This window comes from Spirosoma fluminis, assembly GCF_054778895.1.
Map to the genome: position 1 here is coordinate 119,887 of NZ_BAAGZD010000044.1, position 23,645 is coordinate 143,531.

The window sequence follows — 23,645 nt, forward strand, 5'->3', positions numbered from 1 at the left end:
CAAGTTGAGCCGGGTAGGTTACCAAACGCTACGTAACGTTATAGCGGTTCGACGGAGGATTCATAGGCGGGCAGATATACGCTGAACGTAGCGCCGTTACCCGGCTGGCTGGTCGCCGTTATGTTTCCATCGTGGTTAGTGACCACTTTTTCGCAAATGGCTAATCCAATGCCCGTACCAACGTATTGACTTTTGCCGTGCAGCCGTTGAAACACCTGAAAGATACGTCCGGCGTGCTTTTGGTCGAAGCCGATGCCGTTGTCAACGACGTCGATGCGATGATAGCGAGTAGTCCCTGGGGTTGGCTTAACGGCCTCCGGCAATGCATCGCTTTGCACAATCTGACTCTGCACCCAGACAGCAGGCGTAGCGCCGGGCGGGTGAAATTTCAGCGCGTTTGTCAATAGATTCTGAAAAAGCTGATTTAATTGCGATCGATACCCGGCGATAACAGGCAGGGTATCGATCGTGACCACGGCCGCCGTCTCCTGAATCGTTAGCTCAAGATCGGACAGCACGGCCTTAACCAGTTCAGAAAGTGAAACCTGCGCAATCGCTTCGTGCTGGGAAGCAAGCCGGGAAAGGGTCAGCAAATCCTTGATCAAAGTCGACATCCGCAGCGAAGCCGTTTGCATACGCTCCAGGTAATCGGCTCCACTCCCCAACTGATCACTATACTGGCTTTTCAGCAGATCACCGAATGCCTGAATTTTGCGGAGCGGCTCCTGCAGATCGTGCGACGCTACGTAGGCAAATTCGGTCAGGCTATCATTCGATTTCTTTAATTGCCGGTTGGCGTCATTCAACGCCTGCGTTCGTTCGGCAACCCGCTGTTCCAGCACCTGAGCGCTCCGGATCTGGGCTTCCTGAGCCAGCTTTAACTCGGTTATATCGAAGACAACACCGTTAAACCGAAGAACCTGTCCGTGTTCATTACGGATGGTTTTGCCTTTGGCCTGCACCCAGCGCAACTGCCCCTGTTCGCTGATTGTACGGAATAAGACGTTGTGTTCCCCATCACTTTCCGGACTTAGAATCCTGAGATTAGCCTGACGCACCCGTTCCCGATCATCGGGATGTACCTGGTTCAGCAAAATGGCAGCATCAACAGGTGCCTGAGGAGGCAAACCGAACAGTTGTTTACAAATTGCGGACCACTGGGCAAAACCAGTCTCCAGATTATAGTCCCAGGTACCCACACCAGCGGCTTGTAAGGCCAGTTGCAGACGCTCGTTCTCCAGGGCCATATCAGGATGGGGCAGCTCTATTCCGTTAGCCATAAGGCCCTCACGTTTATTATCCGATTCACTTACTGGTTAAAAATACACATTGCAACCCGTTAACCAGCATACCCACCCGATTGCACTGAGTTTCGCTATACTAAATTAGCTATAGATTTTGATAATGAAGCGATCAAGCTATTTGTAATTGGCCTGTCCTGATTTAGGTCAGTCGTGCCAATCCTAATGCCTTGCCAGTATTATGTATACTTAGCCCAGTTATTAAGTATCATAATTGATATCTCTCGTATATACTGCTACCGTACAGGTATTTTATAGTCATTTTTTTGACATATTTAGGCAAAGAACGAGGCTGTATTGCGAAAGTCATTACATTTGGTGAGCATAAGAGGGCAAGCCCTCTTTATGGTGTGGATAGAATTGGAAAGCCCAGGTATCGCGAAATAGCTGGGCTTTTTTGTGGCTGCACCCTTCATCTAATGCGTTACGGATCAGGTCAGTCGGTTAATAAATTGACCGATTACGTAGAGCAGGGACGTTTTTTGATAAATTAAACCCGTTACTGGGTAAGTCTGAGAAAGATCAATCAACGCTGTTTTACAAATTTGCCTTAATCGCTCACTTGCGCTAAATCATTGATAGCTTGTCATGCAAGCGTAATGCGATTTTGGAACAGTAGTGAAGTTGCTCTTTTATAGGTTATGAGTTAGCAAGCGGCCACCCATTAGCGGTGGCCGTTTTGTTTGCATCGTTACAATGCATTCAACAGACCAGTCTTCAGTTATCCAGATGGCCTTCTCCATGTGCGGGAACAGATTGGCTGGGAAGTAGATACTGGTTTCAGCATATCTTATTTAGCCAGTTAAGGCTAGCGCCCCAGTAGATACAGGATTTGTATGACTCATTGAGGTGGTCGGATTTAGCGGCACACTGAACTTGCAAGTTTTTGCATAATACTCCTGCTCAAACTGTTCAGGGCTTTTGTAACCCAGCGATGAATGCTTCCGCATCCGATTGTAGTATATCTCAATGCAGTCGAAGCTTTTAAAATTTCCCGCTCCTGTTCAACTTGTCGCAGTTGATGGCGAAATTGCTCATCTTCGGCTGCTAGTCCACTAGTCGATTTTTCTTTTCCCTTTGCCAATCCCTCGGACGATTCTTGCTGGCTACGCCAACGATACAACAGGTTCTCACCGACACCCAGTGTCTGAGTGACTTGCGACACGCTATGCCCATTGGCAATCATGCGCAAGACTTCCGTTTTGAAGTCTTAATCGTACTTTCGGCGTGAAGCCGACTCGTGGTTGTTTTGTTCTTTCACGACTCTGCGAAGTTAACCACTTGCAGTATCCCGATTTATTAGACTATCTCAGTTCATACCGTTTTGCGGCACATGTAAACGTGGAGCGTTTTCTACCTGCTATTCTTCTAATGGTATATGGTACAAAGTAACTGGGCACGGAAGTCGGTTAACACTTTCTAGGATTAATGGTGGAAGTTTAAGAGTATGTTTTGAAGTTTCATTTGGTAAGCCTGTTGACTAGAATTGAAATAAAGGCCATTCGCAATATCGCTTCCGAACTTTCTACGCTTTTCTCCACATCCCGAAATAAACGTCGCCGGAAATTGAGTCCCGGCGGGGAACCGCAACCGAAGCTGCGCTCAACCGGCCACCGATTCTCGTCCGCCACAAAGCCACGACCAATTTCGGGCTTTTGGGCAATTTCCACTTGCCAGCTCTGTGCCTCAACATACTCAACAAAACTAACCTTATAGCCGTGATCGGCCGCAATTACTTCTAAGCGAGGTACCTTGTTACGCAACCGATCGATTACCAATTTCCCCACTTCGTTATCTGAGGTATTAGCTGAAGTCACCGCCAGTGACCAAATCAAGCCTGATCGATCAACTGCAAGGCTACGCTTACGCCCGCACGGGCGGCCCCACATTGATGCACTTATTGCCGTCAATCCCTGTCTGTTCTTCAATAAACTGCACAATCTTAACGCCCTGACTATCAACAGTGAGCAGACTCAGTGTGGCGTTTCTGGCTTGCCGTTTTCGTTCTTTGACTACTAAGTTATCCAGAATTCGCTCCCATGTGGCTTTCTTTTGAATTGCTGAAAGTGGTAATAAACACTCTGCCAAGGCAGTTGGGAGCCTATCTTTTTACTGAGTTCACACCACTGGGAACCCGTGTAATTGAGCCATAAAATAGCGTTAATGATGGCTCGAAGTGAATGCTATCGTTGGCGTTTATCATCCAGAATTTGTTGAATAACTTGCCATTGAGAGTCCGTCAATTCTTGATACGATTCGTTCATAATCTTGCCGGGCCGCCGGGCGGTAGCTTGGTAACTCCAAAATAAGGCGGACTCTCGCTTTTAGACTATTCAAAACATAGTCTAAAGCGTAGCTAACGTTCGCTGTTTGCCAGCTTCGCGAAGACGCTTATTAGTTGCGGTGAAATACCGGTGACTACCCAGAAACGACCGCTGAATGGAAACCCAGTCGGCAGGATCGGCCAGGCAGTCGTAGGCCAGCCACTCCGACAGAAGTGAATGACTAATCGGCGCGTAGTCGTCGCGCCCGAGATAGTCTAAGTCCGCATCGCATAGAATGGACTCGGGAAACGTAGACGGCGCCTGGGGGAGCCGCGTCGACCGGATAAGCTGGCAAACCTGGGCGACCTGAGCAGGCGCGTAGTCAAACGTTGGCAGGTGCAGCGTGGCAAGCCGGCAGCTTTCGGCCTCGTGTTCGGCGTAAACGTTCAGAAATCCCGCATCGTGATAGCAGGCTGCCGTCTGGAGCAGGTGCAGCAGATCAGGGTCGGTAATTCCTTCGGCCCGGGCGATCCGGTCAGCTTGCTTCATTACGTCCTGCGTATGATGAACGCTGTGGTAGGTAAGCAGGGGGGACAGGTGTGCGGTCAGAGTATCCAGCATAAACTGGCAGGCAAGTTGGGTTTGCATGAATGCGGTTACTTATGCCCGTAACCGGGCAAGTTCATCGGGATGAAGACTGTTGAGCACCTCTACAGCATGGTCATAGCCTTTCTGCACAATGTGATCGTACGAGGCCCAGTTCATGATGCCGTAGCGGCTCACATCGGGGTTGAAATACAGGTCAGTATGGCGAATGTTTTCGTTACGCCGGGCGCTGCTGTATAGCAGGGTCGCATTGAGCATGAGCGATAAGAGCGAAGGGAGTCGGTATTTGCGTTGTCGTTTAGCCCGAAACCGATCCCGCAGCAGGCTCGTCGGGCTGGGAATCTGCTCCATGGTCAGCTTGCGGGGTTTGTCGATGTTCAGGTCCACGCCGATGACCTTACCCACCCCGAACCGGCTCATCACATCGGCGGGAAAATTATTGAATGACCCACCGTCCACCAGTAGGTCATCGCCGTCGATTACGGGCGGAAATACCCCCGGAATGGCCGAAGTCGCCAGCAGGTATTTGAGCATGGGGCCCCGCGTGTGAATCTCCTCGCGGGCACGCGTGTAATTACTCGACAAGGCAAAAAAAGTTAGCCAGCTATCTTCAATGTAGGGGGTCGGGTTGCCGGTGAAATCACTAATGCAGGTCTGAATCATCTGCTCGATGCGCCGGCCCCGGATGAGCGAAATAAACGGCAGAACGTTGTAGTCTTTGGTAGGGTTGAAACGAGCGGCTTTGCGGAGGTGCTGGGTAGTGGGCTCTATGGCCTCGTCAAAAGAGAACGTAGCGGCTACCAGCCCACCCACGCTCGTCCCACCGACAACATCAACCGGAATGTCCCACTCCTGCAACGCCCGCAGAACGCCAATGTGGGCGAAGCCTTTGGCCCCGCCCCCAGCCAGTACCAACCCAACGGAGGTGCCGCTCAGGATGCGGGCAAACCGGGCCATATCGCGCTTCAGTCCGGCGCGCAGGTGATAATGCCGCTTCACCGCCGGACGCGGGGCCAGCCAGTGAACCGTATGACGCGGATGGGTCGTTTCGGACGGATGCATCAACAGCAGCGTGTGCGGAGCGCCCGTCCACTGTTCATTCATCAGATAGTGCTTTTCGACGAGCGTCAGGTCGGGTGACTGGGTGGCATCGGCCAGGAGCAGAATTTCGTCGGCCTGCCGCAAACACCGGCGCGTCCACTCCGAGAGAACCGGAAGGCCATTTCCCGACTGGTCGGGCCGGAACGGGTCCGCAAGGTACAGCATAAACTCGTGCTGCGACTCCTGATCGTCGAGCCACTGACTTAGCTGACGGTACGCTACCGGATTGTCTTTGTCAACTTGAGCGAAGTTAGGCTGGTTGAAGACGTCGTTTACCTCATCGCTCGACACCACGAAGGTCGTTCCTTTCCGGCGCAGCAGTGGCGACAACTCGCCCGCTAGCCGCAAAGCCGGGCTGATGGAGTCTGCCGGGCCGTTGTGCAGAGCCAGCACACAGATGTTAACGGGTTTCTTGGCCGGGTGCGACCGGGTTGGGCGTGAGGTTACGTCTGACCCGGCTGCTTTGGGCTGCTCCTGCGAGGTACGAAGCCGGTTGATGATGAGTTTGGTTACGTTTATTGCCACGGCAGGATAGGCGGCAATAACCTGTTCAAAGGCGTTTTGGGATAATTTCACCAAAACGCTGTCACGCAGCGCTACAATGGTCGCACTGCGCGGGTCACCGGTGAATATGGCCATCTCGCCTACGGTTTCGCCCCGGATGATCTCACCCATTACCTGATGGTTCCCCTGTTTATCAATTATATATGCCTGCAACCGACCACTGATAACGAAATACAGGCAGTCGCCGGGTTCGTGTTGCCGGAACAAAACTTCACCTCCGCTGATTTCCACCCACTCCAGCATGGGTTCGAGCATGGCGAGCATAGCTGTATCAAACTGACCAAAAATGCGATGCAGGTTCGTCAGTAGCTGTTCTTTCTGATGGGCGTTAACTAAGGGTTCGATTGCAAGCCTCATGGAATAACGGGATTTGACTGATCACTGAACTTGGAAACTAAACCTACTGGCTATCAACAAAATACATGCGCATATTAGCTTTATTCTTGGTGGCTATTTCACCCCGGTGTCGGCAGTTGAACCGTGTCTGTACCCGTTCGTAGGTAGCACCGGAAATATTAACCTGCCCCGGCTCACTGGCTGATTCGAGCCGGGCCGCCGTGTTGACCGTGTCGCCCCATATGTCGTAGGCAAACTTGGTAGCGCCTACCACCCCCGCAATCACCGGTCCGGTATGAATGCCGATCCGAATCTGAAAGCCGATTTTGCCCTCGCGCGCGCGCTGGGTTTCGAGTTCGCCAATGAAGTCCCGGATTTCCAGAGCGGCTGCTACCATCTCGTGAGCATGATCGGGGTGGGCCGCGGGTAACCCACCCGCGCACAGGTAAGCATCGCCGATGGTCTTGATTTTTTCGAGACTGGGGTACTTTCCGATGATGTGGTCGAAGTGGCGGAAGCAGTAGTCGATTTCCTGCACCAGATCAACCGGCGAGAGTTGTTCGCTGATTTTGGTGAAGTCGCGGAAGTCGGTGAACATAATCGTCACCTCCTCGTGGTGGCGGGTGCGAGTAATGCCCTGAACCTTCAGCTCATCAACCAGTTCACCGGGCAGGATGTTGAGGAGTAACTCATCGGAGCGTTTACGGGCCAGATCGAGCTGGGTGTTTTTTTGACCCAGTTCGCGGTTAGCGCGTTGCTTATTGATAATGAGTCGCCAGAGTAGAACCGCCAGCGCTATCAGCAGGCCAGCCCCCACCAGCAGGGCATTCCGAATGGCGCGTTCATGCTCAACTTCGGCGGCTTTGAGAGCTTTCTCCTGTTCAAGAATTTGGAGTTGATCCTGCTGAGACCGCAAAATCAATTCCCGCATGGTCAGCATTGAATCTTTCTGACTAATTACCCGATCTTTTTGCCCGATGAGCTGGTCTTTCTGCCCCATGAGCTTACCCTGCTGTTGGAGTTGCTGCGTACGCAGCGAGAGTTGCTGACCTTGCTTGCTCAGCAGGGTCTGTTTTTGCTGGGCTTCGGTACTCAACGCACTCACGGCCTGCCGGGAGTTGGCGGCCGTTTCTTCGGCCTGTGCTTTCTGGGTTTCGAGCCGGTTCAACTCGGCCATTAGATCAACCGAGCGCAGCGTTTCCTCAGCCCGTTTACGAAATCGCCGGGCTTTGGCTTTGTTGCCGAGGGTGGTGTGAAGTCTGGCGAGTTGCAGAGCCGCCAGTCCAATTACTTTGGTGGCGTTGAGCTTTTGACCGAGGTCGAGGGCATGCTGAGCGTAGGTAAGTGCGCCGTTTGGATTACTGGGTTCGAGATCTTTCGCCATGAAGAGCAGTACCTCAGCTTTGCGGGTAGAGTCAGTTTGTTGAGCCAGTTCGTTGGCCCAATGCGAAGACGGTAGTGCGCTTTCCTGCGCGTGTCCGACCAGAGCGCCCCCCAGCAGAGTGACCAGCAGAAGGCTAACCTGGAGCGCTTTTACCAAAAAGGAGCGCCGGGAAGAGAAGCAGGAAAAAATGTAGAGGTTACTGCTCATAAACTAAAGCAAGAAAGAAGGTTATTACTAAATCAGCCCCATCGCTATAGCTTGTTGGCGACAAGAAAAAAGATTGTACTAAACCTGACCGGAGCCAGGTCCCCGTCGGCCTAAAGCGCCGACCGTAACCGGTCCCTGCTCCGCTTCAGCCGCATCTTAACGGCGCTTTCTGACAGGCTGAATTGCTGGCAGATTTGTTGGGTCGATAAGCCTTGCTCATACTTCAGGCGAAGCAACTTCTGCTCCTCAGCTGGCAACCGGTTCAGGGCTGCTTCCTGCACCTGAAGAAGTGAGTCCGCATCCGTTTCCTCGCTGGCCAGCTGGGCGCTGCACGCTTGGGTCAGTGGCTCCATTTTTCGGCGGCTGTCCTGCTGGATCTTCGTCAGGCAATGATTGTAGGAGATGGCGTACAGCCAGGTTGAGAAGGAGGAGCGATTTTGAAAGGTGTTACGCTTCTCGAAGGCTTTGAGGAAAATGTCGTGAGTGTAGTCCTGAGCCGCCATTTCATCTTTTGTCATCGACAGACAGGTCCGAAATACTTTACCGACGTACTGCTGGTAGAGTCGAGCAAAGCCATCATCTGACTGGTGATCCGATGACGCGTCAGCGGCAGGCTGGTTAACCGGTAGGTTTGTTTTCATAAGCAATGAGCTGGCTGGGGTACCACCAGGCGCGTAGGTGTACACCAGATGGTGGTGCAAGTAGTCACCTGGCGAAAAAATCTGCTAACACGCTCGTCGCATTGATTAACACCCTCGTCGCATGGCACAAAAAAAGCCTGAATTCTTCGGGCTTTTTAGGGTAAAATCGATGTCCAGGAAGGTGAAGTGGCCGCTCGGCCATATTGGGAGGGAGAGACCCCATACCGTTCCTGAACGGTCCTGGCGCAGTAAAACAGGTTATCGATTCCAACGGCATACGCCACCTGCGTTACGTTTAGTTCGCCCTCAATAAGTAGTTGGGCCAGACTGCCACTCACCGTTTAATTATTGGACATCTCCCTCCATTGTTGGAAGTTGTGGGGTATATTTGTTTTCATCCATGAGCCCGCCAGGCAGGAGGGATTGCTGACGGGTTATAGTGGGCCTAAAGCTCGGATGAGTTGGCCCTTGGTGGTTTTCCATTTTCGGCATTTAGGTCTTTTAGACCGTAGGAACCCAATAAATCACCTAAAGCAGAACCATTTAGGGAGGTTATCGAACCATAAAGCGATAAAGACGTCCGACCTTCCAGCCGGGCGTCTTTTAGTACAGAGAGTCTCCCTCCTCTAGGGCTTGATCACCTTCACGCTCCGGCGCTCACCAGCTCCACCAGCACTCGAGCCGCTGATCACCTCCAGCACATACACCCCACTAGGCTGACCTGCCAACTCCCAGTCCAGCTCCTCCACCGAGCCCGACATTGACCAGATCTGCTGACGGACCAGACGACCCCGCAGGTCCACCAAGCTCACCGACAACGAGCGCCCTTCCCCTCCTCTCACCACCGCCCGTAAGTGCTCTTGCTGAAGAGGGTTGGGAGCCAGCACCACCGCTAAAGGCGATTCATCTATGACCGTTTCGGCCCCTACACGAGCCCGGCAACTGCCATCTACATACAGCCGGTAGGGACCGTAGATGGTAACTGTCCCCAATCCATCCGTCACCTTCAGGTAGAAGTCACCCTGGGTGTTGCTCTGGGCGTTGATCAAGGTTAAGCTGCTGGTGGCCGTGCCCCGAAACAACTGCGGGGTCTCCATGATCTTGGGCGTGGTCAGACTGTTCTTGTACCACTCGTACCTGACCGGACTGCCACTCACCGCGACACTAATCACCACCGTACCACCCCGGCACACCGTCAGACTACTGACGCCCCCTACTACGGTGGTGCTGGCCGTGGCCGAGCAGCCTTCACTGGTGGTGGCCGTCACCGAGTAGACATCCACCGCCCTCACCTGGGCCGTGTTGCTGGCAGTGCCACCGGGCTGGCTGGCCCCAGAACTGAAGACGTAGCGGGCAAAGCCAGGGCTGGCCACCAGGCTGACACTGGCGTTGGTGAAGGACAAGGGTCCCGTGTTGCTCAGGCTCAGTGCCGGTGCCGCGCTCAGGGTGAGGCTGGTTTGAGCCGCAGCCCGTTGTCCGCTCTGCTCCACCGTCAGGGTAAAGCTCTGACTGCCCGTGCCCGCAGCCGTCAGGCTCTGACTGAAAGCGGTGCCCGTAGCGGTGCCGGATAGGGGACTGCTACCGTTAGTGAGGGTGTAGTTGTAGCTGCCCGTTACGTTGCTGATGGTGGCGGTGAACGTCACCGGACTACCTGCACAGACCGCGGCTGGACTGGCCGACAGGCCCACGATGGTAGGTATGGCATTAGTCACCACCAGGCTATAGATTGCCGTTCCCACGCAGCCGTTGGCGTCGGTGGCCCGCACGCTGATCGAGTAGCTCCCCGCCTGAGTCGGTGTGCCACTCAGTTCCCCTGTGGTGGCCAGGCTCAGCCCATCGGGCAGACTGCCCCCCACCACACTGAAGCTGTAGGGACTACTGCCTCCCACGACCGTGAAGGATTGGTTGAATGCTACGCCTTGGGTGGCCGCGGTAATAGTGGGGTTACTCACGGCGATAGTCGCTGTATTGCTGGTAATCGTGGTGCTGGCTACGGCTGAGCACGCACTGCCCGAAAGTACCGTTACGGAGTACGTACCAGCCACACTTACCGTCCGAACAGGGTTGGTTGAAGCATCATCCCAAATGTAGCTGGTACCTCCACTGGCTGTTAGGCTTACGGTAGGACTGGCGCAGGTTAGTATAGCCGATTCTGGACTGATGCTGGCCGTTACCTGAGGGGTTAGGGTCACCGTCACCGATTCGGTTTTGGTACAGGCATTGGCGCCGTAGTTGACCGAAAAATACAGGATTGTGGTGCTGCCCGCGGCCAGATTGCTGGGCGTAAACGTGTTACTGGCCTGGTCATAACTGCCCGCTGGCTGAGTCAGCGCCGGGTCTTTATACCAGGTTGTACCAATGGTAAGCTGGCTGCTGTTTTCGCCCAGTTGAAGCGCCGGACTAATCCCACTGACACAGCCAATGACAGGCACATCAAATGGGTTATTATTCGTCACGTTCGGGATTTGATTTCCCTGCGGATACGCAATATCACCCGTGTTGATGAACGACCCCGTGTTCGTGTGCGGCTGCGTCGTACTGACCGTTAACAGGCCTGCATTGGTAAAGCTGCCGCTGTTAGCAACATTGTCGAAAACGGTTAGTGTGGCGCAGGCACTGTTATTGAGTGTACCGGCGTTGGTGATGCCGTTGCCCGCAATGCTGCTCGAGGTGCCAATGCTGATCGTACCTGAATTAGTAAAGGTATTACCAGCCTCGTTGGTGATGCCGTCCCGGGTATAGGCCGCTTGGCCGATACTGATTACTCCCCCCGCCAGGTTAGTAAATAGCGCGTTGTTGGTTGTGTTTTGAATCCCCCGCTCGCCCAAGGGTGCGTTGTCACCCATTCGTATCTCGCCCCCGTTGGTAAAGGTAGTCCGGTTGACTACTCCCCGAAGCACGCCGTCGAGCTGAATACGGCCCCCGGCCAGGTTAGCGAAGGAGGTTCCGGCGTTAAGGATACCGTTACCGCCCGTAATAGAAAGGGATCTGATACTGATCATTCCGCTATTGGTAAAGGAGGAGTTCGCCACGTTCCAGATACCGTTCCCGTTACTATTGGCTGTCCGGGCGGCATAGATTACCCCCGTACTTGTGTTAATGAATGTACCAACGGTCTGAATATTATCCTGCGCGGAAAAAGCGACGTTACCGATGGTCAGTGTTGCGGCATTCGTGAATGTTCCATTGTTTAGCACGCCATTATTACCTGTCCGGTTGATAGTAATAGCACCACCATCGGCATTGGTAAACGTATCTGTTCCTTTTAATATAAAGATGCCGTAGCTGGTTACAGCCGAATAACTACCGATTTGGATGACGGCTGCATTCGTGAACGTACCACCATCTAATCGAATACCATTGATTCCCGCGTTGTCGACCTGGATATAGCCTCCGGCGATGTTGCTGAACGAGCCCGTGCCGTTAATGAATAGCCCGTTTCCACCAATAGACGCCGACTGACCGATGGTGATAGTAGCGGAGTTGGTAGCGGTGCCTGTATTCTGGATGCCGTGGCTGGTTGTCCGGTCAATACGGATACTGCCGCCCGTGTTGTTTTGGAACGCCCCCTGGTTCAACACCCCTAACTGACCTACGGTAGCTGACGACAAATTACCGACAACCACTTGCCCACTATTAACAACGGTTCCGCTTGTGAACAAGGTCACGGTATTGTTTCCAATTAATCTTGACCCGTTGAGGATTAGTATTCCCGCGTTTGTGATAGCAAGCGATGCCCCACTCTGCACCTCCACCGAGTTGGCCACGGCGTTGGTACCCAGAACAGGCTTGTTAGGCGGGGTTGCCGGAATGACCACATCATCCGTACTGAGTGGCACCCGCGCCGGACACCAGTTACCGGCCGTATTCCAGTCGGTGCTGGTCTGCCCCGTCCAGGTTAGCCTTGTTGTGGCGGCCTGGTCTACGGTAGTCGATACTACTGATGAACAACCGTTCACCCCGTTGATGACCGTCACGGAGTACGTACCCGCGGTGCTCACTGTGGCCTGATTGCTGGTACCTATCGGGGTGGCTCCCGTGCTGAAACTATACGACGTTCCCCCCGATGTCGTCAGTGTTACACTACTCAGCGTGCAGCTCAAGGGACCATTATTGGTTAATTTCGCCGTAGGAGTCGCGTTGACCGTCACACCCGTTGTTGCCTGGGCACTTTGTCCGCTCTGCTCCACCGTCAGGGTAAAGCTCTGACTGCCCGTGCCCGCAGCCGTCAGGCTCTGACTGAAAGCGGTGCCCGTAGCGGTGCCGGATAGGGGACTGCTACCGTTGGTGAGGGTGTAGTTGTAGCTGCCCGTTACGTTGCTGATGGTGGCGGTGAACGTCACTGGACTACCTGCACAGACCGCGGCTGGACTGGCCGACAGGCCCGCGATGGTAGGTGTGGCATCAGTCACCGTCAGGCTATAGACCGCACTTGTTCCCGCGCAGCCGTTGGCGTCGGTGGCCCGCACGGTGATCGAGTAGCTGCCCGCCTGCGTCGGTGTGCCACTCAGTTCCCCTGTGGTGGCCAGGCTCAGCCCGCCGGGCAGACTGCCCTCCACTACACTGAAGCTGTAGGGACTACTGCCTCCCACGACCGTGAAGGACTGGCTGAAGGCCACGCCTTGGCTGGCCGTGATGGTGGCGGGGTTGCTGAGGGTGATGCGGGTAGGCTCACCCTGATACTCGTAAGCGCCCATGTCGATGGTGCCGCCAAACACCCGGGTGTTACCCGCCAGATCGGTAGCCGGGCCGTTGGCGGTGGCGTAGGCCTGGTTGCTTCCCGCGTTGATGGCGGGTGAGCAGGGCCCCAGCTGAGCCGAGCTGGTGGAAGCGAAGGGGCTGGTGGTAGTAGTGAGGTTGTTGCCCCCATCGGTGTAGCCTGTCACCGAAGCCTCCAAGAGCGAGTAGCGGGCGGTCAGGCTTGAATTACTATCATTACCAATCGTATTGCCCCCCCCGTTGCCGAACAGCACACAGTTGGTTAAGTTTGGACGGCTGTCGGAGGAATTATACATCCCCCCGCCTTGGGAAGAAGCGGAATTATTGAGAAAGGAGCAGTTGGCTAAGCTTGGACTGCTGTTAATGTTATACATCCCCCCGCCATAAAAAGCGAAATTGTCCACAAACGAGCAGTTAGTTAGGTTTGGACTGCTTTCGTCATTACTCATCCCCCCGCCATAAGATGAAGAAGAGGTATTGTTGAGGAAGGAGCAGTTGATTAAACTCGGACTACCGCCCCTATTATGCATCCCCGCGCCGTGAATAATTGCGGAATTGTTTTGGAAGGAGCAGTTGGTTAAGCTCGGATTACCGCCAACACTATACATCCCCCCGCCTTGAGAAGCCGAATTGTTTTGGAAGGAGCAGTTGGTTAAGCTCGGACTACTGCTATTGTTATTCATCCCCGCGCCATAAAAAGCATAATTGCCCACAAACAAGCAGTTAACTATGCCTGGACTGCTGTTAATGTTATACACCCCCCCCCCATTGCCGTTAACAATGCTGGGAGCATTGCCATAGCCCCCGCTGATGAGAAAACCGTCCAGCACCGCCGTGCCGTTGAGATTATTGTTTCTGACCACATTATAGCTGTTGTCCCTGCTGTCACCCGCTGCACCAATCTCCCCGCTCAGGGTGCTGCTGGAGGGACTGCCCGTCACCGGGTTCACCGACCTCCGCTGGCTCAGGTCGGTTTCCGTGCCCACAAAGCCACCATAGACTTCCACCCCGTTCTTGAGCGAGAAACTCGCTTCGCGGTCACTGCCGGTGGTGGGCTTGTAGATTCCCGCGGCTACCCAGACCTGTAGGGCACCGGTGAAGTTGATCTGGCTCTGCAGATCGCCCGAGGCATCGGCCCAGCTGCTGCCGCTGCCCGTGCCCCCCTGCTTGACGTAGCGGATGGGCGAATCGAGTTGCACCGTCAACGTATACGCACTCGTGCCCGAACAACCATTGGCATCAGTGGCTCGCACAGTGAGGGAGTAGCTGTCCGCCTGAGTCGGCGTGCCGCTCAGCTCACCTGTGGTGGCCAGGCTTAGCCCGCCCGGCAGACTGCCCTCCACTACACTGAAGCTGTAGGGACCACTGCCCCCCAGGGCGGTGAGAGACTGGCTGAAAGCCACGCCCTGGGTCGCCGTGGTGGTGGCGGGGTTGCTGAGGGTGATGCGGATGGGCTCACCCTGATACTCGTAGGCGCCCATGTCGATGGTGCCGTTGTTGAATAAGCGGGGGTTGCCCGCCAGATCGGTAGCCGGGCCGTTGGCGGTGGCGTAGGCCTGGTTGTCACCCGCGTTGATGGCGGGCGAGCAGTTGCTGAGCTGGGCCGAGCCGGTAGAAGCGAAGGGGCTGGTGGTGGTGGTGAGGTTGTTGCCCCCATCGGTGTAGCCGGTTACCGAAGCCTCCAAGAGACTGTAGCGGGCGGTCAGACTTGAATTGTCATTATAAATCGTATTGCTCCCCCCGTTGCCGAACAGCACACAGTTAATCAAGCTTGCACGGCTGCTGAGATTACGTATTCCCCCGCCCCTGGAAGAAGCGGAGTTATTGAGGAAGGTGCAGTTGGTTAAAATCGGACTGCTGTTAATGTTATACATCCCCCCGCCTTGAGAAGCGGAATTAGTAAGGAAGGAGCAGTTGGTTACGCTCGGGCTGCTGTTGTTATCATTATTCATCCCCCCGCCCTGAGAAGCGGAATTATTGACAAACGAGCAGTTAGTTACGCTCGGACGGCTGTTGTCAACGTTACCCATCCCCCCGCCTTGAGAAGCGGAATTATTGACAAACGAGCAGTTGGTTACGCTCGGACTGCTGTTGGTATTCGACATACCCCCACCGGAGTCACTAAATCTATTGCCCCTGCCCCCACTGATAAGAAAACCGTCCAGCACCGCCGTGCCGTTGAGATTGCGGTTGCTGATCACATGATAGCTGTTGTCGGTGTTGTCGCCTACGACGCCGATGTCCCCGCTGAGGGTGCTGCTGGAGGGACTGCCCGTCACCGGGTTCACCGCCCCCCGCTGGCTCAGGTCGGTTTCCGTGCCCACAAAGCCACCATAGACTTCCACCCCGTTCTTGAGCGAGAAACTCGCTTCGCGGTCACTGCCGGTGGTGGGCTTGTAGATTCCCGAGGCTACCCACACCTGTAGGGCACCAGTGAAGTTGATCTGGCTTTGCAGGTCGCCCGAGGCATCGGCCCAGCTGTTGCCGCTGCCCGTGCCCCCCTGCCTGACGTAACGGATGAACAAAGACGAAAAAACATTGCTCAGGCTAAAGGCCACGCTGGAGATACCCCCCCGGGCACTGGCCGTCACCGAATAAGGACCACCTGCCGTCGCATTGGCCGTCACCGAGACGGTAGCCGTCGTGCCAGCAATGCTGGCCGTGACGGAGGTGGGGTTGATGCTGGCACCCGATCCCGGCCCCGTAAACGTAACCACCCCACCCGCCACGGGCTCGGCGTTGGCACTGCTCACGCTAACCGTCAGGGGGGGGTCGAAGGTTGCTCCGATAAGGGCACTCTGGCTGTCGCCGGCCGTCAGAGCCAGGCTGAAGCCCTGCGACTCGAACGCCCCTACATCGGGAACGCCTACCCGACCAAGCCCCCGCGCATCGGTAGTCGGAGCGCCACTGGCCGTACCCGCATTGATGGCCGGGCTACCCGGCAACAGCGCGTAGGTCGGCAGCCCACCCCCGTAGTTGCCCAGCCCACCCAGCAGGGCAGTGACGCCTACCTGATTGTTGTTGACCCCATTGCGCAGGTTTTGGGTGTTGTTGACCACTGCACCGATCACATTGTAGGATGAAGAAGGGCTGACACTACCTGATTGAAAAACGTCGTTAGGAGCTGTGCCCTCCGCGTTGGTGTTACCCGCAATCAGGCAGTTGATGAAGGTAGGCGTAGCGTTTTGCCAAATGTTGACTCCGCCCCCGGAGTTACTCTTATTCTCGCTGAAGGTAGCGTTGACAAACAGACCCGTGCCGGCATCCATGTACACGCCCCCGCCCTGACCAGCCGAGTTACTGCTGAAGGTGCAGTTGGTCAGGTTGAGGTTTGTCTCGGCGCCCACTCCTCCGCCCGCGTTGCCAGCTGAGTTTCCCACCAACAGACAGTTGGTCAGGGAAGTGGCCGCTCCGCCATACACTCCTCCCCCAACGGAAGCCGTATTATTACGCAGGATACAGTTGGATAGACTCAATGGTCCCCTACTGGCAATGCCCCCACCGGTGTTGGCATTCCCGTCGGCAATCGTAAAGCCGGTAAAACTGACCGTGTTGTTGTTGGGGATATTAAAAATACGGTAGTCCCCGCCCGAGGCCCGGCGCACGGTGAGGTTGCTGGCTCCTGGCCCCATGAAGGCGATGTCTTGGGTGATATCGGGTAGCACGCTGGCCAGGTTGATGGTGCCGCTCACGCTGGCGGTGATGGTGAAGGGTGCGGGGCTGGAACTGGCCATTACGTCCAGCAGGGCCTGGCGCAGGCTGCCCGCGCCCGCATCGGCCGTGTTGGTAACGGTGAACGTGGTTTGCGCTTTGGCTAAGGGTCCACTTAGGCCAAGCACTACCAGGAAAAGAAGGTAGAAATTTGGTTTCATCAACGATAGGAGAAAGTATGCGGCAAGTATCACCTAGCTGCTCTCAGGCGCTAACGCGCTCGTCGCATTGATTAACACCCTCGTCGCATGGCACAAAAAAAGCCCGAATTCTTCGGGCTTTTTAAGGTAAAATCGCTGATCTAGGAGGGTGAAGTGGCCGCTCGGCCGTATTGGGAGGGAGAGACCCCATACCGTTCCTGAAAGGTCTTGGCGAAGTACGACAGGTTATCGAAGCCAACGGCATACGCCACCTGCGTTACGCTCTGGTTGCCTTCGGTAAGGAGTTCAGCCGCTTTGGCCAATCGGATATCCCGAATGAAGCCAGTCGGCGACGTATCGAGTAATGCCTTTACCTTTCGATGCAATTGGGAACGGCTCAGGTTGATGGCGTCAGCGAGCGCTTCGACGCTGAAATCCGGCTCGCTCAGATGTTGATGAACAATCCTTGTCAGCCGGTCGATGAAGGCTTGCTCAGTCGCCAGCAAAGTCAGCGCCGGCACTGATTTCTGCGTTGTATCCGTTACCGTGGTGTTTGTGTCAACGCCATCAGCAACCACGATATCCGTTACGCTGCGCTGCTGACTAAACCAGCCATACAGTCGCTTCCGCTGCTCAATCAGATTCCGTACCCTGGTTTGTAGTTCGGTTCGGTTAAAGGGCTTGGTCAGGTAATCATCCGCCCCCCGCTCAAACCCTTCGATCCGGTCTTCAACGGTGGCTTTGGCCGTTAACATGACGACCGGGATATGACTGGTTGCTTCCTGCGTTTTCAGTGCCTGACAGAAGCCAAACCCATCGAGCCGGGGCATCATCAGATCGCAGACCACAACATCGGGTAACGTTGATGTGGCGACGGCTAACCCTTCCTGACCGTCGGTCGCTTCGATGATCTGGTAGTCGGCCTCAAAGATGCTGCGTACGTAAACACGTATATCGGCATTGTCGTCAATGATGAGTAGCACCGGGTTGTCTTCGCCGGCAGCCGGTAATGGGGGTACGGTGGTTTTATCCGGCTGCGTTTTTAGCTGCCCCCACTGAACCGGCATGGCCTCTTCGGGGGAGGATGACCGGATGGTTTGTCCCGCTTGGACAGTGGTTATAGGAAGCGATACAATGAAGGTGGTTCCTTGTCCCTCTACACTGGTTACAGTGATCGTTCCGTTCATCACCTTTACCAGTTCGTTGACCAGCGCCAGCCCAATACCGGTACCCTCATACAACCGACTGATTTGCCCGTCGACCTGATAAAACCGCTCGAAAATATGCGCCAACTGATCCTGGGCGATACCAATACCCGTGTCCCGCACGGTAAACCGTACGTTTTCTTCGTTGGCATCAAGCGGGTAATCAACTGTCATCCCGACGTCTCCTCCCGACGGGGTAAACTTGATGGCATTCGACAGCAGATTCGTTACGATCTTTTCCAGTTTATCGCGATCAAAGCCGGCCCACCATTCTGTTTCCGGTTGCTGAAAAGAAAACGTAATCTGTCGGCTTTCGGCCAGCGACTGAAACGAGTAGGCCATGGTGCGGAAGAACGTAGCCAGGTCGCCCGACTCGGTTTTGATCCGCAACTGTCCCGCTTCCAGCTTGCCGAGATCGAGAAGCTGATTGATCAGATTAAGTAGCCGTTGCCCATTCCGTTCCATTAATCCCAGGGCGGCTTCCGCTGGAAAGCGCTGTCGAAGGTCGGCAAGCGGTCCCAGAATCAGCGTCAGGGGCGTGCGAAACTCATGGCTGATATTGGTAAAGAACTGCGTTTTCAGCCCGTCCAACTCGGCCAGCCGGGTCGCTTCCTTCTGCTCGTAAACAATCTGCTGCTCGAGCAACAGCCGCTGGGTCTGCACCCGAAAGAACTGCCAGACGGCGACTGCCAGAAAGATCGTGTACAACAAATAAGCCCACCAGGTACGGTAAAACGGTGGATGGACGCGAATCTGAAGCTCGACAGGTTTGCTCCAGTGCTGTCCGTCGGAGGAGCCGATCAGCTGAAATGTGTAGTTGCCATCGGGTAGTTGCGCGTAGTTGGCAAATCGGTTTGTTCCACCCTCTACCCAATCGTCGTCAACTCCCCTCATCTGGTAGCGGTAGCGATTCTTGGCGGGGTTGGTAAAATCCATCACCGCGAACTCCAGCGTTACCCCGTTCTGATCATACGATAAATTGACGGCCGGTGCGCTTTCGAGGCTTTTGGGCAAAATACCATCAGGGGCACCAGCTGTTACGGGCTCGTTATTAATTCGTAGACCTACAATGTGTACCTCAGGGATAACACGTCCCACGATCTCTCGCGGATCGAATTCGGTTAACCCGTTCACGCCCCCAAATAGTAGTTTACCCGAAGCCGCTTTGAAAAATGAACCGGTATTGAACTCGTCGTCCTGTAACCCATCAGCTTTGGTGAACGTACGAAAGGCGAAGGTTCGGGGGTTAAGCTGAGCCAATCCCCGGTTCGTACTCATCCACAAATTCTTAAAGGAATCGACCAGGATACCATAGACTACTTTGTTGGGTAATCCCTGTGCTTCGGTAAAATGCCGAAAATGACCCGTTTGCTTGTCCAGTCGCTCCAGCCCCCCGCCTTTGGTACTGACCCACAGGTAATGTAGCGGTTCATAAGGATCATCAACCATGTTCGACACCACATCATTGCTAAGGCTCTGTCGGTCTGAGGAGCTATTTTTATACCGTGAGAAACTGGGTTTTGTGAGCGGATGATCGGCCCTGAACAGTCCTCGGGGCGTCCCGATCCAAAGCGTGCCCAGCCCGTCGAAGTAAAGGGCATAGGTTTCTATTTCGGCTCCACTCTGGGGTAACAGATGGGCATAACTGTACATCGTAAACGCTTCTGTTGCCGGATTAAAGCGGAGTAATTTGCCTTTGGTAGCACCAATCCAGAGTTGGCCGGTTTGATCTTCAATGATTTGATTTAAATAAATACCCAGCCCCGCCTGAGTCGGTAAGGGATACGTTTTTAACAACTGCCAATCGGCGGAGTATTTGCGTAAATAATGCACGCCAAGGTTATCGTCCGTATTGGACGTCCAAAAAAATCCAGCTCTGCTCTGCGTTAGAAAACGCTGGTGTTCGCGTTGCAACTTCGTTTGTAAGAACGGAACGAGTCGGTTGTTGGCGCGGTCCAGCTGACCATACTGCTCCATGAAGCGCACGTACGAGCGTCCCTGTCGGTCCTCGAAAAGGTAGGTCAGGGAAGTCCGGGGCAGGTACGTTCTGAACCGTTTAACCGTCGGGTTAAAGACGCGCAGGCCGTAACCCGTTGTACCTATCCAGACTAGCCCGGTTTCATCTTTGGTCAGGGTTCGCAGGCCATACAGGCCCGACGGCATAACCGTAAAGGCATTGGCTGAGCTCAGGCTTTCCTGCGTTAGTAACTGAGCGGGTGACATCAGCCAGAGATACTCCAGCGTGGCCACCGCCACTGTGTTGGAATCAACCAGCTTCACCATCACGCTGACGGTCTCGCGGGGCAAACGAATGGTTTTGTGCGTGGTTCCCCGCCAGGCATGGATATGGTCGTTCGTCGCCGAGAACCAGTAATCCCCCGCGCCCGCGTCATCACTCACCACCCAATCCCGGGGCAAAACATCAAGTGGTCGGTTAAAAGCCCGCATATCTGCCATCCGTCGCCAGTTGAAGGCGCACATACCAGCCGTAGTTCCCACGATGGCGGAACCATCTGCCCGAAACTGGATATGGTGAACGGAGGGGTTGCCAGACATCCCGACCAGAGGAATCTGCCCAAACGTTGCCTGACTGGTAAAGTTAACGACTCTGGGATAGCCCGTTTTCAGTTCGTCCGGCAACGTAATCTTGAAGAGCTTGTTTTGATTGGTGTTGACCCAGATGTTTCCCTCGGGGTCCTCGGACAGTAGCCTTATTTCGTAGTTGCCCGCGTTGGCAGAACGCCGGTCATTGATATCAATATGGTAAAATCGCTGCGTTTGGGCATCATACAGATTCAGTCCCTGATTCAGCGTTCCAACCCATAACCGCCCCCGACGATCAATCAGCAGCGCCGAGCAGGCATCATCCGAAATGCTGTACTTATTATAGGGATCGTGGGTGAAGATGGCGAAATTATGCCCATCGTAGCGGTTTAATCCATCTTTGGTAGCTACCCAGATGAAGCCCTTACTGTCTTGCTTGAGGTCATAAATCATCCCCTGTGACAAGCCGTCCGAAATCGTCAGTTCCCGCCATCCTTTGGGTTGTGCCAGCAGGCTAGTTGATAAAAGCAGAAACAGTAACGAGAGGAAATACATTTTCAATCATATGTACGCTCAAAGTACGAAAATATGACTGTTCCCGATTGACAACAAGTAACAAATTATCTGGTAAAGGGTTGACCAGATCATAAACACAATTGAGTTTCGATGACACCGTATGCCTTTAGAATTGCTCATTAGACTAGCAATCGGCCATGCTGGTACTCAGATGGCGTATATCCGGTATACTTTTTAAACGCAATCGAAAAATGCTGTGAATGTTCGTAGTTCAATCGGTCGGCTACTTCATCAACAGATAGACTGTGATGACGCAGTAATTCTCCGGCATGTTCCATACGCAACTTGCGCAGGTAATTGAATACGGTAGTGTCGAACAGCTGCTTAAAGCCCTTTTTTACTTTGAACTCATTCAGTGTACAGAATCGACTGAGATGGGCTAAGCTATGATCAGCCAGAAAGTTAGCATCGAGATAAGCCTTTAATTGAAACAATTTCTCGACTTCGTCAGCCGGTAGCAGATCGGATGCTGCGTTAATGGGCACTCGAAACTGGTCGATCTGAAGCGCTACTAATTCCAGTACGCGCGACTGAATCAAGAGGTTACGCATAGGGCCTATAGCTCGACAATTCCGAATTTCGTCAATCAAAAAAGCCATTTGTGGAGTGATTGAATGTATCTCGCAACTCCCCGTAATGGGTCGTTCATGTGCCAAATCGGTATGTACTGCGTCACTCCAGGCGTCATCATGCCCAATTGATGACTTGAAAAAATCTTTATCCAGATCAATCAGAAGCATCGATAAATTCTGTCCTCCCCCGATCTGATTCACGTGGCCAGCCTCCGGCGTGTGAACCAGATTATGCGTTCGATCGCGCATCGGCAGCTTATGCGACAAGCCCTTGAACCGCGAATCCAGCCGACCTTCTACGACAAAATTCAGGCTAATTGTTTCGACAGGATCGGGATCCAGCAGCGTAAAATCAGTATGCGTCTGCCAGTGAAGATCCAAAAGCTGGAGATGAGAAAAGCTTGTGTGTTTGCCTCGAACTTGCCCAGCTTCAGGGTGTTGAAAACAAACGCCCGTCTCCGGAGAGCCAGGTATCGCTCCTGGTGAATTCGTTTTTACAAGTGAATTGGTTGATAGAGGCTCTAAAAATTGCGGGTCAAAAATCGCATTTGCTTCTAGAACGGGAGCGCCCATAAGTTGAAAAGAAAAGCGGTCGGTTTGTGTATTACCCGATCAGATGTAGTCGTAAATCTAGAGGATTGCCCAGCTCTACTTCAACCCCTTTCGCCTGAACGGTTATATCGTATATTTAGACTGGTTATTTCCGGGTATAAACTGTTATCCGATGAACGCTCTGGTTTAACCAGAGTCAGGATAATCCTTACCGCGTAGGTGCTAATCCGTTGTGCGTAGGCACCGAGGAGTGTCAGAAGCTGAATTTTGTCCCAGTCAAACGACGGACACTTTTACAACTGATCCTCATGAACGCACTTCGGAAAATCGGCAAATGGTTAGGCCTCGGCCTACTAACGCTAATCGTCCTTGGGTCGCTGGCTTATGGCTTTGTGGCCTATAATATTAGCCAACGCAGCCAGAAAACTTATTCATTCGCCAGAGAAACTTTATCCATTTCGCCCGATAGCACAACCCTGAAGAAGGGCGAGCATTTGGCCACAATTAAAGGCTGTATTGAATGCCACGGCGCTAATCTGGCCGGAAAAATGATGATCGACGACCCGGCTCTGGGTCGACTGGTTGCTTCCAATTTAACTAAAGGCAAAGGAGGCTTACCTGCCGACTACAGCACCGCCGATTGGCTCATTGCCCTCCGACACGGCATCGATCGATCGGGGCGGCCGCTCTTGTTCATGCCCTCGCATGAATCTACGTTACTGGCTGAAGCCGATTTACAAGCCTTAATTGCCTATTGTCAGCAAGCGCCAGCCGTTGATCATATCCTTCCGAGTAATGATCTCGGGCCTGTGGTGAATATCATGGCATACCTGGACAAGATGCCTCTCCTATCGGTCGAGAAAATTGATCACACCAAACCCATAGTAGCTCACGTGGATACGACCGAAGGCGTTGCGCAGGGTAAATACCTGGCCGTATCGTGTACAGGCTGCCATCAGCCTTCCCTGAAAGGTGGCGAACCACTCGTGCCCGGTCAGCCGCCCGTACCGGATATTACCCGTACAGGTAACGTGGGACGCTGGACTCAAGCTCAGTTTGTGAATACCCTACGTACCGGCAAAACGCCAAAGGGCCATCAGATCAGCAACGATGATATGCCCTGGAAGATGACGGCTCAGTACAGCGATAAAGAACTAGCCTCTCTCTACCGGTATTTCCGCTCGATCCAATAAAAGGTTCATCTACCATCTCTTATACGATT

Annotated in this window: 13 protein-coding genes and 1 pseudogene; 1 reads left to right on the forward strand and 13 read right to left on the reverse strand. The window is 53.9% G+C overall.

Translation table 11 applies throughout. The features are described 5' to 3' along the window. Positions 1-38 precede the first annotated feature (38 nt). The 13 genes and pseudogenes from ACYVBJ_RS26875 to ACYVBJ_RS26935 all read right to left on the reverse strand — a co-directional run bounded on the left by ACYVBJ_RS26875 (position 39) and on the right by ACYVBJ_RS26935 (position 22,444). The gene (locus tag ACYVBJ_RS26875) at positions 39-1,280 is read right to left on the reverse strand and encodes a sensor histidine kinase (protein ID WP_460985380.1); all 1,242 of its coding nucleotides are present in this window, start codon (positions 1,278-1,280) and stop codon (positions 39-41) included. A 1,054-nt stretch (positions 1,281-2,334) separates the two neighbouring features. Next, a pseudogene (locus ACYVBJ_RS26880) lies at positions 2,335-2,496 on the reverse strand (transposase); the annotation flags it as partial. A gap of 265 nt (positions 2,497-2,761) precedes the next feature. Beyond that, the gene (locus ACYVBJ_RS26885; protein WP_460985381.1) at positions 2,762-3,136 is read right to left on the reverse strand and encodes a transposase; all 375 of its coding nucleotides are present in this window, start codon (positions 3,134-3,136) and stop codon (positions 2,762-2,764) included. Positions 3,137-3,164: 28 nt separating this feature from the next. Then, a complete protein-coding gene (locus ACYVBJ_RS26890; RefSeq protein ID WP_460985382.1) occupies positions 3,165-3,389 on the reverse strand; it encodes a hypothetical protein in 225 nt (74 codons plus the stop codon). Then, positions 3,317-3,469, reverse strand: a complete 153-nt coding sequence (locus ACYVBJ_RS26895; RefSeq protein ID WP_460985436.1) for a transposase — start codon at positions 3,467-3,469, stop codon at positions 3,317-3,319. The genes ACYVBJ_RS26890 and ACYVBJ_RS26895 overlap by 73 nt, the downstream gene beginning before the upstream one ends. Positions 3,470-3,646: 177 nt before the next feature. Next, positions 3,647-4,213 (reverse strand): HD domain-containing protein, encoded by a 567-nt coding sequence (locus tag ACYVBJ_RS26900; RefSeq protein WP_460985383.1) that lies wholly within the window; start codon positions 4,211-4,213, stop codon positions 3,647-3,649. A 12-nt stretch (positions 4,214-4,225) separates the two neighbouring features. Beyond that, on the reverse strand, positions 4,226-6,193 hold the full coding sequence (locus ACYVBJ_RS26905; protein WP_460985384.1) for a patatin-like phospholipase family protein: 1,968 nt from the start codon (positions 6,191-6,193) through the stop codon (positions 4,226-4,228). A gap of 43 nt (positions 6,194-6,236) precedes the next feature. Then, positions 6,237-7,763 carry an adenylate/guanylate cyclase domain-containing protein gene (locus ACYVBJ_RS26910; RefSeq protein WP_460985385.1) on the reverse strand — a complete coding sequence of 509 codons (1,527 nt, stop codon included), beginning with the start codon at positions 7,761-7,763 and terminating at the stop codon, positions 6,237-6,239. A gap of 110 nt (positions 7,764-7,873) precedes the next feature. Next, the gene (locus tag ACYVBJ_RS26915) at positions 7,874-8,404 is read right to left on the reverse strand and encodes an RNA polymerase sigma factor (RefSeq protein WP_460985386.1); all 531 of its coding nucleotides are present in this window, start codon (positions 8,402-8,404) and stop codon (positions 7,874-7,876) included. 155 nt (positions 8,405-8,559) lie between these two features. Beyond that, positions 8,560-8,742, reverse strand: a complete 183-nt coding sequence (locus ACYVBJ_RS26920) for an AraC family transcriptional regulator (RefSeq protein WP_460985387.1) — start codon at positions 8,740-8,742, stop codon at positions 8,560-8,562. 288 nt (positions 8,743-9,030) lie between these two features. Beyond that, positions 9,031-16,995, reverse strand: coding sequence for a putative Ig domain-containing protein (locus tag ACYVBJ_RS26925; protein ID WP_460985388.1), 7,965 nt, complete (start codon positions 16,993-16,995; stop codon positions 9,031-9,033). Positions 16,996-17,135: 140 nt separating this feature from the next. After that, positions 17,136-21,278, reverse strand: a complete 4,143-nt coding sequence (locus tag ACYVBJ_RS26930) for a hybrid sensor histidine kinase/response regulator transcription factor (RefSeq protein WP_460985389.1) — start codon at positions 21,276-21,278, stop codon at positions 17,136-17,138. Between the two features lie 140 nt (positions 21,279-21,418). After that, positions 21,419-22,444 carry a helix-turn-helix transcriptional regulator gene (locus ACYVBJ_RS26935; protein ID WP_460985390.1) on the reverse strand — a complete coding sequence of 342 codons (1,026 nt, stop codon included), beginning with the start codon at positions 22,442-22,444 and terminating at the stop codon, positions 21,419-21,421. Positions 22,445-22,731: 287 nt separating this feature from the next. Between ACYVBJ_RS26935 and ACYVBJ_RS26940 the strand changes: the two genes are divergently transcribed. After that, positions 22,732-23,616, forward strand: coding sequence for a c-type cytochrome (locus tag ACYVBJ_RS26940; protein WP_460985391.1), 885 nt, complete (start codon positions 22,732-22,734; stop codon positions 23,614-23,616). The last annotated feature ends 29 nt before the right edge of the window (positions 23,617-23,645 follow it).